At 63.0% G+C, this 11203-nt stretch carries 7 protein-coding genes and 1 pseudogene; 2 read left to right on the top strand and 6 right to left on the bottom strand.

The genetic code is table 11. From position 1 onward, the window contains the following. Positions 1 to 837: 837 nt before the first annotated feature. Positions 838 to 1872, top strand: a pseudogene (locus LUU92_RS29100) (NEL-type E3 ubiquitin ligase domain-containing protein); the annotation flags it as partial. A gap of 20 nt (positions 1873 to 1892) precedes the next feature. Here the strand turns inward: LUU92_RS29100 and ureC are convergent. The 6 genes from ureC to LUU92_RS03065 all read right to left on the bottom strand — a co-directional run bounded on the left by ureC (position 1893) and on the right by LUU92_RS03065 (position 6218). Continuing rightward, positions 1893 to 3593 carry an urease subunit alpha gene (gene ureC, locus LUU92_RS03040; protein WP_071491633.1) on the bottom strand — a complete coding sequence of 567 codons (1701 nt, stop codon included), beginning with the start codon at positions 3591 to 3593 and terminating at the stop codon, positions 1893 to 1895. A 116-nt stretch (positions 3594 to 3709) separates the two neighbouring features. Then, entirely contained in the window at positions 3710 to 4015 is a 306-nt protein-coding gene (locus tag LUU92_RS03045; protein WP_058423547.1) for an urease subunit beta, read from the bottom strand. Beyond that, a complete protein-coding gene (locus LUU92_RS03050; protein ID WP_071491632.1) occupies positions 4012 to 4545 on the bottom strand; it encodes a GNAT family N-acetyltransferase in 534 nt (177 codons plus the stop codon). Before LUU92_RS03050 ends, LUU92_RS03045 begins: the two co-directional genes overlap by 4 nt. Before the next feature lie 5 nt (positions 4546 to 4550). Continuing rightward, positions 4551 to 5063, bottom strand: coding sequence for a GNAT family N-acetyltransferase (locus LUU92_RS03055; RefSeq protein WP_071491631.1), 513 nt, complete (start codon positions 5061 to 5063; stop codon positions 4551 to 4553). A 9-nt stretch (positions 5064 to 5072) separates the two neighbouring features. Next, positions 5073 to 5375, bottom strand: a complete 303-nt coding sequence (gene ureA, locus LUU92_RS03060) for an urease subunit gamma (RefSeq protein ID WP_003171437.1) — start codon at positions 5373 to 5375, stop codon at positions 5073 to 5075. Positions 5376 to 5378: 3 nt separating this feature from the next. Beyond that, a complete protein-coding gene (locus LUU92_RS03065; protein ID WP_257103141.1) occupies positions 5379 to 6218 on the bottom strand; it encodes an urease accessory protein UreD in 840 nt (279 codons plus the stop codon). A gap of 256 nt (positions 6219 to 6474) precedes the next feature. Between LUU92_RS03065 and LUU92_RS03070 the strand changes: the two genes are divergently transcribed. Continuing rightward, positions 6475 to 11046, top strand: a complete 4572-nt coding sequence (locus tag LUU92_RS03070; protein ID WP_257103142.1) for a hypothetical protein — start codon at positions 6475 to 6477, stop codon at positions 11044 to 11046. Positions 11047 to 11203 lie beyond the last annotated feature (157 nt).

Below are 11203 nucleotides of genomic sequence, written 5' to 3' on the forward strand. Positions count from 1 at the left end.
ACGTTGCAGAACTGGCAACGCGAACACTATAACCAGGTCACCGAGGAGCAGCGCCGATCAGGGGCATTCCAGCAACAACGGTTTGCCCGCCTGCGAATCGTCAAGGCCTTGCGCGACGCCTGGCGCCGCGCTGGGCCCGAGGATGCGGATGTCAGCGGGTACTCCCATGGGCAAGTCCTCGACCTGTCCGACGAGGACCTGCATGACCAGCTTGAGCAACTGCCGCCGTTGACCGCCAACTTCGACCATGTTTCGGCCCTTGACCTATCGGATGCGGGAATCTCGACAGACCCCAGCCCCTTCCTGCGCTATTTCAAGCGGCTGCGGCGGTTGGACCTGAGTAACAACGAACTGAGCGTGCTGCCCGAGCCGATAGGTCAAATGCAGCGATTGACCGAGCTGGAGCTGTCCGATAATCAGATTGTCCTGGACACGAACGCCTTCAATCACCTGAGTGGGCTTACGAAGCTGAACTACCTGGGGCTGGAAAGCAATCCGCTTGGCCGCGCGCCCGACATCGGCCGCATGCCGGAATTGAGCATGCTGCTGCTCGGCGACAGCGGGCAGACCACGTGGCCTACCGGCTTGTTTGAGCAACCACGGGCGCGTTCGTTCGTGCTGGACCTGAGCGCCAATCGGTTGGACAGCGTTCCCCAGGTCGAACCTGGGTCAAGCCACGCAAACACCGTGGCACGCACCCGTATCAGCGTGGAACCGGCGTTCATTTCCGCGCAGAATCTGGAGATCGTCAGGGGCTACCGGCTGTCCGTCGGGCTGGAGCCGGACCGTACCTATCCGCTGCGAGGGGTGATGGACAGCATCCATTGGCGCAGTGGCCTGAGCGATGAGCAGTGGCGGGCCAAACAGGACACCTGGGACGCCCTGGAAAATGAGCACGGCTCCGAACCGTTTTTCAATGAGTTGCGCAAACTGTCCGAATCTGCAGATGCACTCGAACAAGAGAGTGCGGCCAAGATCGATTTCACACGCAAAGTGTGGAAAATGGTCGAGTCGGCGGCGGCCAACACAGCCTTGCGTGAAAAACTGTTTGCCATGGCCGCGGCGCCCACCACCTGCGTGGATGCCGGTGCCCAACTGTTCAATGCCATGGGCGTTGAAGTGCTGGTGGCGCGGGCGTACGACTCGCTTCTCCCGGACACGGTGGAGCGCGACTTGCTGGCTGTGGCGCGCGGCAAGTCACGCCTGGATGAACTGGGTCGGATTGCGCGTGCCCGGGTCGATGCGCTGGTGGCCGAAGGGCGCAAATACCCCGAGCGCGACGCCGATGGCGAACGCATCACCCATCGCGATGCGCAGGGCAATGCGATGCGCGACATCGACGAGGTAGAGGTCTACCTGATCTACGCGACCGAATTGGCGCCCCCGGACAAATTGCACTTGCCCTGGCAATCCGCTCGGATGATGTTCTCGGAACCGGACGTGACCGCGGACATGATCGAACAGGCCCGCAAGCGAGTGCTCGCCCTTGAGGAAGGCAACCTGTTGCGGCAATCGATCAGTGAGCAGCCGTTCTGGCTGGATTATCTCCGGCAGGCACACACAGAGCCCTTCAAGACGCTGCAAGGCAAGGCAGAGGCCTGGCTGGATCTGCGCGATGCCCAGCAAGCCTGGCTCGACGCCGCTGATCCGGTGCAAAAGGACCGTTGGCGCAGCGAGGTACTGCGGCTGGCGGAACACCTGGGCAAGCCGGCCGCCGAGGTGCCGCCGGGGGCAGTGATGACCCAGGCGCAGCTCGACGCCGAAATGGAGAAACTGGCGGCGCAAGACCGGGCCCAGGTGGAAAAGCTCACCGACGAAGCGTTACAGCGCGCCAAGCTGGACAGCATCGAAGACTTGTACCAGGACTTGTAACCGGACGCAGGCCGTACACCTCAGAACAGGAAGTAACGCTGGGCCATCGGCAGCACATCCGCCGGTTCGCACCATAACAACACGCCGTCGGCCTTGACCTGGTAGGTCTGGGGATCGACGTCGATGTCGGGCAGGTAATCGTTGTGGATCAAGTCGGTTTTCTGCACGTCGCGACAACCCTTGACCACGGCGATCTGCTTTTTCAGGCCCAGGGCCTCGGGCAGCCCGGCGTCCCGGGCCGCCTGGCTGATGAAGGTCAGGCTGGTGGCGTGCAGGGCGCTGCCAAAGCTGGCGAACATCGGCCGGTAGTGCACCGGTTGCGGCGTGGGGATCGAGGCGTTGGCGTCGCCCATGAGGCTGGCGGCAATCGCGCCGCCCTTGAGGATCAGCGTCGGCTTGACCCCGAAGAACGCCGGGCGCCACAGCACCAGGTCGGCCCACTTGCCCACTTCGATGGAGCCGACGATATGGCTGACGCCGTGGGTAATCGCCGGGTTGATGGTGTACTTGGCGATGTAGCGCTTGATCCGGAAGTTGTCGTTGCCTGCACCGTCGCCCGGCAGCGGGCCGCGCTGTCTTTTCATTTTGTCGGCGGTCTGCCAGGTGCGTGTGATGACTTCGCCGACGCGGCCCATGGCCTGGCTGTCGGAGCTGATCATGGAAAATGCGCCAAGGTCATGCAGGATATCTTCGGCGGCGATGGTCTCGCGGCGGATACGGCTTTCGGCGAAGGCGACGTCTTCCGCGATGCTCGGGTCGAGGTGATGGCAGACCATCAGCATGTCCAGGTGTTCGTCGATGGTGTTGCGGGTGAAGGGCCGCGTCGGGTTGGTGGAGCTGGGCAGCACATTCGCAAAGCCACAGGCCTTGATGATGTCCGGCGCGTGGCCGCCGCCGGCGCCTTCGGTGTGGTAGGTGTGGATGGTGCGGCCCTTGAGCGCGGCGAGGGTGGTTTCGACAAAGCCGGACTCGTTGAGGGTGTCGCTGTGGATCGCCACTTGTACGTCGTACTCGTCGGCCACGCTCAGGCAGTTGTCGATGCTGGCGGGGGTGGTGCCCCAGTCTTCGTGCAGCTTCAAGCCGATAGCGCCGGCCTTGACCTGCTCGATCAATGGCTCGGGCAGGCTGGCGTTGCCTTTGCCGGTGAAGCCGATATTCATCGGGAATGAGTCGCTGGCCTGGAGCATGCGCGCCAGGTGCCACGGGCCAGAGGTGCAGGTAGTGGCATTGGTACCGGTGGCGGGGCCTGTGCCGCCGCCGATCAGGGTGGTGACGCCGCTGTTCAGGGCCTCTTCGATCTGCTGCGGGCAGATGAAATGCACATGGCTGTCGATGCCGCCGGCGGTGAGGATCATGCCTTCACCGGCGATCACTTCGGTACTGGCGCCGATGGCCATGGTCACGCCGGGCTGGATATCCGGGTTGCCGGCCTTGCCGATGGCGTGGATGCGGCCATTTTTCAAGCCGACGTCAGCCTTGACGATGCCCCAGTGATCGATGATCAACGCATTGGTGATCAGGGTGTCGACCACTTCATGGGCGAGCAACTGGCTTTGGCCCTGGCCATCGCGGATCACTTTACCGCCACCGAATTTCACTTCTTCGCCGTAGACGGTGAAGTCCTGTTCGACCTCGACGAACAGCTCGGTGTCGGCCAGGCGGACCTTGTCACCGACGGTGGGGCCGTACATGTCGGCGTAGGCTTGGCGGCTGATTTTCATGTGGTTGCCCTGAAGATATGTGTTGAATGTGAGATCGCTATCGGGGGCAAGCCCCCTCCCACCTTGATGTGTGAACACGGTCAAAATGTGGGAGGGGGCTTGCCCCCGATAAGGCCCTAAAGATCACCCATGATCCGACCTGCAAAGCCGAATACCCGCCTGCCACCACTCAAATCCACCAACTCGACCTCGCGACTCTGTCCCGGCTCGAACCGCACCGCCGTGCCTGCCGGAATATTCAGGCGCATGCCACGACTCGCCGCCCGGTCAAACGTCAGTGCGTCATTGGTCTCGAAGAAATGGTAGTGCGAGCCCACCTGAATCGGCCGGTCGCCACTGTTGGCCACGCTTAGGGTGACGGTACGCCGGCCCACGTTGAGTTCGATGTCGCCAGGCTGGATCCGGTATTCGCCAGGAATCATGCAGGTTGCCCCAGTTTCTTGAAGTAAATGGCGGTCGGGCTGTAGCGCCCGTCCGGGCTTTGGCAGTAGTCGGGCAGTTCACCGAGCCTGGTGTAGCGCAGCGACTGGTAGAAAGCTTCGGCCGGTGAACCGGCTTCGGTGTCCAGGTACAGCAGGCCGCGCTGGTGCTGGCGTGCGGCGAGCTCCAGGGTGTGCATCAGTTGCTGGCCCAGGCCATGACGCCGCGCGCTGCTGTGTACCAGCAACTTTTGCACTTCGGCGCGGTTGAGGCCGTTGGCTTTTTGGCACAAGGCCAATTGCACACTGGCGATCACCTGTTCGTCGCGTACCACGACCCAGAGCAACAGGCTGGCGTCTTCAATACTCGCCTGCACAGTGCTCAGGTAAGCACGCGCCTGGGCCTCATCGAAGTCCGCCATGAAGCCGACCGATGCGCCGTGTCTGACGGCATCCAGCAATAGCTCGATCAAGCCCGGGCGGTAATGGGCAAAACTTTCTGCATTGACTCGACGCAGGTGCGTGGCGTTCATCGTTTTCACTCCTGGGGCGGTTCGGCGCCCGGGTTCAAGGCCAGTTGCATGAAGGTCAGGTCCAGCCAGCGGCCGAACTTGATGCCCACCTGCGGCATTTTCCCGGTGGACACGAAGCCCAATCGTTCATGCAGGCGCACGGAAGCCAGGTTGCCGCTTTCGATGGCGGCGACCATCACGTATTTGCCGCCTTCCCGCGCACGTTCGATAAGCGCTTGCATCAGGCGTGGGCCGAGGCCTTTGCCGCGCTGGTCGTGACGCACATACACCGAGTGCTCGACGCTGTAGCGGAAGCCTTCGAAAGGGCGCCAGTCGCCGAACGAGGCATAACCGGTGACCTCACCGTTTTCCACCGAGACCAGGATCGGATATCCCTGGGCATGCCGCGCACTGAACCAGGCCTGGCGATTACCCAGGTCCACCGGCTGTTCGTTCCAGATCGCTGTGGTGTTGAGTACCGCATCGTTGTAGATATCGCGGATCGCCGGCAAGTCGTCTTGGGTCGCATCACGAATCATGACCAGGCCTCACGCGATGGGTTGGTGGACGGTGACCAGTTTGGTGCCGTCGGGAAAGGTGGCTTCCACCTGGATGTCCGGAATCATTTCCGGGATGCCTTCCATCACCTGTTCGCGGCTGAGCAAGGTGGTGCCGTAGTGCATCAGGTCGGCCACGGTGCGGCCGTCGCGGGCGCCTTCCATCAGCGCGGCGGAGATGTAGGCGATGGTTTCCGGGTAGTTGAGCTTCACTCCGCGCGCCAGCCGGCGCTCGGCCACCAGGCCTGCGGTGAAGATCAGCAGTTTGTCTTTTTCCCGTGGGGTCAGGTCCATGGTTCAGGTACTCCAGATTCGTGGTGAAACGGCTTCCCGGCCGAGCACCGCCGGGCGCAACAAGCGCCATAAATCGATCAGCCATGCCCGCGCCAGCAGTGCTTCACTGGCCAGGCAACGGGCGACCAGCAAGCCGGGCAATTGAGTCAGGTCGCCGCGTACTGCATGGGGCAGGGTGCGGCAGTGTTCCAGTAAGTCTGTGTCGATTTCACCGGTAAGCAGCAGCGTCGCCAACACCGGCTGGCCGTCCAGCCCGATGGGCGACTCCAGCAAGCCGTCGGCGCCCACAATGCGCTGGCGTTCATGCCAGAGCAACCGGCCGTCGCGGCGGATATCCAGATGAGACTGGAAATGCCCCAGATCGAAGCGCTCGCCACTGGCCGGGCGACCCAGGGCGACCACGTCCCAGTAAAACAGACGGGCATCGCCCTGCAGGTCGATGCGCGTGGTGAGCTCGGCCTGGGCGGAGCTGAACACGATGGTTTCCTGGGGCAGCCACTCTAGGGTGGCGCCGGCTTGCACGGTGAGTTCCAGTTGCTGATAGGCAGGGCCGCTGGCGCGATACCACTTGGCCGCGCCGGGGCTGGTCAATTGCGCCCAGGCGCCTTCGGCGACATGCGCGCGGATGTCCAGTCGGTCACCGCCGGCAATCCCGCCGGGCGGGTGCACGATGATGTGCTGGCACACTTCGGGGCCTTCGGCGTACAGGTGTTTTTGCACCCGCAGCGGGCCATGGTGGCGACGCATCACCGGGCGGGTGGTGTCGCCGACACGGGCGTAGCCGAGTTCCAGCTCGGCATGCCAGCTGGGGGTGAACAGGGCGGTGGAGGCGGGCAGGTTCATGGTGATTGCTTGACGTCGTTTTTAGACAGCTTTTCCTCTGGTGTAGCAAAGGACGTGCCGGGGAGGAGCACCGTCTAACGGTCAGTCTATGCGCTGCTGTGCGCTGTCTTGGTGCTGTCTCGGTATGGGGGCGTCAATCCATGCGCTGTTGTGGTGCGCATGTCTTAATTATCTAACGCCTCAGGGCATGTGCCTTCTTCAGGATGGTGTAACCGTGAGGGTGGCCGTCCACCCTTCTCAAAGGAGTGATCAGCACATGACGAATTCTGCCCAGGCGTTGACTGTCGAGGCGTTGCTGCATCGGCAGAGCCCGCCGTTCGCTACGTTGAACGCTGCCGCACGCTACGCGGCAACGCAGATCAACAGGGCCACGGGGCGGTCCTATGGGGGCTACATTTTTACCGATGCCGAGGGCGACTACCACGCCAGCTACCCCCAGGAAGGTGCTTTGCACGACTTTCTGTTCCCCGACGAGGTGAGCATGGAGTCGGCTGCCGACCGGTTACTGCCCCACGGCTATCTCTACGAGGCCTATTACTTCTGTGATATCGACCGTCACGCCGAAATCAAACGTCAGCGCCCCGGCTGGTCCGCCCAGCGTATTGTCTTGACGCAGAGCGTCCCATGCGCTGAGGCGGTGTTTGCAACCTACTACCACTTCAACGCGTTTTTCAGCGTGGGACCGCAAGGTTCTCTGGTGCGTTTCGCGCCGGATACTCGCGCCATGCAGAAAAGCTTTGTCGAGCGCATGCAAGCCAGGATGCAAGGGCAGGCGACGCCGGCGTTACCGTTGGCCGATGAGCCGGTCGGGGAATATATCCAGGAGCTGATGGCGGCCGGTCGAGTGTCGGTTATCGTCACCTCGCCGGTCTGGGCCGGTTGGCGCGGGGACCTCTTGCCTAGCTGGCGTCCTTACTTGGTGAACCCGGCTCCCCGCACGCCCGAACCCTACCTGGGGCCAATCCAAGGGGATGCGACTGAGGTGATGGCGGGTGTTCATGAACAACTGCTACGTCGCCCTGCCGAGCAGCAGTTGGGCTTTGTGCTCAAGCATGAAAAGCGGCAAGTGTTCATGGCAACCGAACCGGTGACGGTGGCCCGGATGGACTTCAAGCCCGCCGTTGTATTTGCGTCGGAGCGTGCTGACACGTTCAGCGTGCCACGCTCGTGGGCCTTATTCGGTGCCTTCACGTTGTGCACCGATTCGCCTGCGCCGCCACAGGTCAAGCAACCCTGGCTGTACGAGCGCTTTATCAAACCGCAAGCGCTGGCCCATGCCATCGGCGAATCCAGAGCGCAACTCGACGGCGTCGCCTTTGTACTCTATTTCAGCACCTTCGACGGTGCGCAGTTGCGACTGGTGTTCCCCAGCGTTCAGGCGTCATTAGAGTTCTATAACCCCAAGCCAACCTCGGCGCACAAAATCGACCATAACGTTGAGGCTGCGCTGATAGCGGGCACGTTGACGCCCCTGCAGTTTGTGCGCAAAGTCGCCGCGGCCGGTGAGTTGACGGTGTTGCGCACCAGTGCGCTGTGGGACGTGCCAGGACGCGTCGGCACGGACTGGGCGCCCTATGCGCGGCATACGCTGAACCTCGGTCCGGCCTTCGTGCTTGCAGACGATGCGGCGCGCTACGCCCACGAGCAGATCGGCAGTCGCCGCGACAGCGGTTACACCGGCCTGATCCTGCAGCGTGACGACCAACGTTTCGTCGCCACCGCCCCCCAGGCAAACCCAGCCGGGCGTTTCGACCTGAGTCACGTCTGCCCGGTGGATCGACAGGGCCGACCCATCGTGTTGCCGGCGGGGCACCGCGTGCAGGGTATCTGCAGCTCCCGCCGGCGCGGTGATGGCAACGGTTTGACGTGGCCGGACGAAGAGGCCGCGATTGCGGCACAGATGTTCATGGACACGGACCTGCATGGGATTTTCGGACTACAACCGGACATCCCGCTGGCCTACCTGTCGGGCTCGGCGGACAGCCTGCTGTGCTATGAGCCATTTGCGCCGGGCATGGCCCATGACCTGCGCGCCCGCGTCGCCCCTGGCGCCGGTGGCAGCCAGATTCAGCATGAATTGCGCGACGGCATACTGCAGCCCGGCGACCTTGTACGCGAAATGCTCTTGGGCGGGCGTTTGCGCGTGGTGGTGGGCAATCCGGTCTGGGGGCCTGAGGGCCAGGTGCAGAGCGACTGGTCGGGGCCGTTCGAGATGGATGAGCCCCGGGTGGCATCGCAACCACAGTTTGGACCGGTGTTCGCCACGGCCCGCGATGCCGTGGCGGAGGCTTGTGCCCGTGGGCGCACGCGCTACGCCATCAGTGCCAGTGGCCTGGGGTTGGTGATCAAACACACGGTACGCGACGAATTTTGTGCAACACAACTGCTGCCAGGGCACTTGCTGGATCGTCTCTACCATGCCAGCGAATTCGGTGCGCCTGCACTGGTCGACGATTTCCGGGTGCACGCCGTGTACTACGCCTGCCAGCGCATCGCACCGGGCCTGACAGGGCAGGACGCCTGGCTGGCCCGCCATTTCATCGACGCGCAGTCGTTCTATCACGCCCTCTACGATGAGCAGCGGGTCAGGCGCGGTGGGTTTTTGTCGCCATTGCCGCTGTACTGTTCCACGCTTGACGGCGCGCTGCTGGAGTACCACACCCGGCAAGATCCGTTTGCCTTGTTTCGCGACGAGTCCGGTGAAGTCGACCCGCACGTACTGCCCGCCAAACTAGCGCTCACCTTGACGCCGCGCAGCTATGTTCGCCAGTTGGCGGCCAGCGGCCAATTGCTGGTGCGGGTCACCAGTGAGTGCTGGGACGTGCCGGGGCCGGTTGGGGCTGACTGGATCGGATTCGCGCACATCAGCCGCCGGCAATTGGGCCCGGTGTTCAGTTGCGCCGATGATGCCGCCCGCTATGCCTTGCAGCGCCTGGGCACACGGCGTGATCAGGTGTACGGCGGGCTGATCCTGCGACGAGCCGATGGCTTGTTTACCGCAACCGAACCTTTGCCGGTACAGGTCGAAGACTTCGCCCCGAGCTGGATTCGCCTGGATGAACTGGTGACGCAAGCGATGTTCCTCAGCGCCAGCACGTGCGTGGCGCGTTACCACTCGCGGGTAGCGGGGGAGGTGCCCTTTGCCCTCACCGAGCAAGAGCGTGCGGTTTACCAGAACATGTTTTCCACCGCGTTTCTGGCGGCGATGCTCAGCCCGTCCACCGTGCCGGCCCGGTACTCTCCCGGCCGCGAATACCTGTTGTGTGCCGACGGCGCCTTGTTGTGCTACACCGCCAGCCATAGCGCCTTCGAACAGAGCCTGCAAGGCCTGGTAACGGTGCGTGGCCGCGACAAGGCGCACCCGGAGCGCAGTGAAGTCGAACGCCGGTTTCGTGAGGGTTCCGTGACCCCCAGTGAGTTCGTCAACCGGGTCGCACGGACCGGGCAGTTGCGGGTAGTCGAGGGCAGTGCGCTGTGGGGGCCGGCGCGTGTGCTTTCGCAGTGGCTGCCGAATGCCTCTGTGCCCGAGGCCCTGCCTGTGGCCGCCGATACAGGGCTGACACCGGTGTTTGTGCAACGGGCCGACCTGCAGTTTTATCTGCATCACTTGGCCGATTCCCGCACGCGCTTGCAGTTCGGCCTGCTGTTCAAGGCGAAAAAACTTGAGCGTTATGTGGCCAGTGTACCGCTTGCAGGTACCACAGGCGCCTTGGGCCTGGACCGGGTGATGCTCGAGGGCAAGCCACCGCAGGACTATGAGTTGTTGGGGTGGTACCTGTGCCCGCCGGCGAAGCCGGATATCCTCGTGGACGATCCGCTGTACCGCAATTTTGTTGCGCCACAAGACCTGGAGCGGGCCTGGGGAGCCAGTACGCCGACCCATCACGCCTACCTGCCTGTGCACGTCTCCTGCGTGGACGGTGCCTGGCTCAGACTGACCCCCGTCAGCGCGACACCGTTCGCTCCTGGCTTGCCTGCGGCAAAGACCTGGGCACAGTTGAAGGCGGGCCGTCTGACCGCGTTGGAGTACATTCGCCAGCTAGCGAGTGCCTTGGATATACAGGTGGAACACACCAGCAGCGTCTGGAGCCAGCCGGGCAAAGTCAGCTCCGGCTGGGTTGCCAACGCAGGGGCTGGCGGCTCCCAGCCCGATCGCGGGTTGTTGTTCGGGCCGATGTTTTCCCATCCCGACGATGCGGCACGCGCTTGCGCACAACGCCTCGGCAGGTTTGAGGGGCGAGAGTGGCTTGGGGCGATTCTGGTCGACACGGCGAAAGGCGCGTTCATCGCAGCGCAACCCCTTAATGACCGTGGTATCGAGTCCTCAGTGCCGCAACGCTTGTTTCTGTATGAAAGCACCCTGCTGTTTCCCGATCCGCCGGTTCCCGCCTACCCCGCAGGTTACCAACTGCAAGCCTGCCACCTGTTTTTCAAGACCATGGGTGAGGCGGCCGGCAATGACAAACTGCGCGAGCATTTTGTCGGGCGTGATGAACTGGGTTTCTACCGCAACCTGTTGAGGGTCGGCGGGGTCAAGGGGGCGTTCTGTTACCTGAGCACACGCCACGGTGCGCTGCTCAAGTACCAGCCCAGGTTTACCCCGCCGGAAGAGGATCTGTTTACCGGGCAATTATTTTTTGGCCCGGTCGACTTCCTGCCTGGCGAATGGCTGTCGCGACTGGCCACCGATGGACGTTTGCAGGTGCTGGAGCCGGACGGTTACTGGACACGCAGCGGTGTACTGCATGTGGATTGGCCAAAGCACGACGGTGAAGAGCAACCGTCCGTTTCCGTGCAACCGCAGCGCCCGGCGAAGGATGAGTTCTGAGTCGGGTCATCGCGAGCGGCGTGCGTGACCAGACATAGTTAGTCCCCTTCGGGAATGGCGGGAGCGTTAGATGGGCGCTTCTTCCTCGACCCTTCTCGAAGGTGCTGCATGATGGACATCCATGACCTGCCACAACCCGATAGTGTTCGGCAAACCC

This window comes from Pseudomonas extremorientalis (genome assembly GCF_024584605.1).
GTDB classification, from domain to species: Bacteria; Pseudomonadota; Gammaproteobacteria; order Pseudomonadales; family Pseudomonadaceae; genus Aquipseudomonas; species Aquipseudomonas extremorientalis.

Bases quoted from the DNA above. Each gene is read 5' to 3' on its own strand.
- ureC (WP_071491633.1), bottom strand. From the start codon at position 3,593: ATGAAAATCAGCCGCCAAGCCTACGCCGACATGTACGGCCCCACCGTC.
- LUU92_RS03045 (WP_058423547.1), bottom strand. From the start codon at position 4,015: ATGATTCCTGGCGAATACCGGATCCAGCCTGGCGACATCGAACTCAAC.
- LUU92_RS03050 (WP_071491632.1), bottom strand. From the start codon at position 4,545: ATGAACGCCACGCACCTGCGTCGAGTCAATGCAGAAAGTTTTGCCCAT.
- LUU92_RS03055 (WP_071491631.1), bottom strand. From the start codon at position 5,063: ATGATTCGTGATGCGACCCAAGACGACTTGCCGGCGATCCGCGATATC.
- ureA (WP_003171437.1), bottom strand. From the start codon at position 5,375: ATGGACCTGACCCCACGGGAAAAAGACAAACTGCTGATCTTCACCGCA.
- LUU92_RS03065 (WP_257103141.1), bottom strand. From the start codon at position 6,218: ATGAACCTGCCCGCCTCCACCGCCCTGTTCACCCCCAGCTGGCATGCC.
- LUU92_RS03070 (WP_257103142.1), top strand. From the start codon at position 6,475: ATGACGAATTCTGCCCAGGCGTTGACTGTCGAGGCGTTGCTGCATCGG.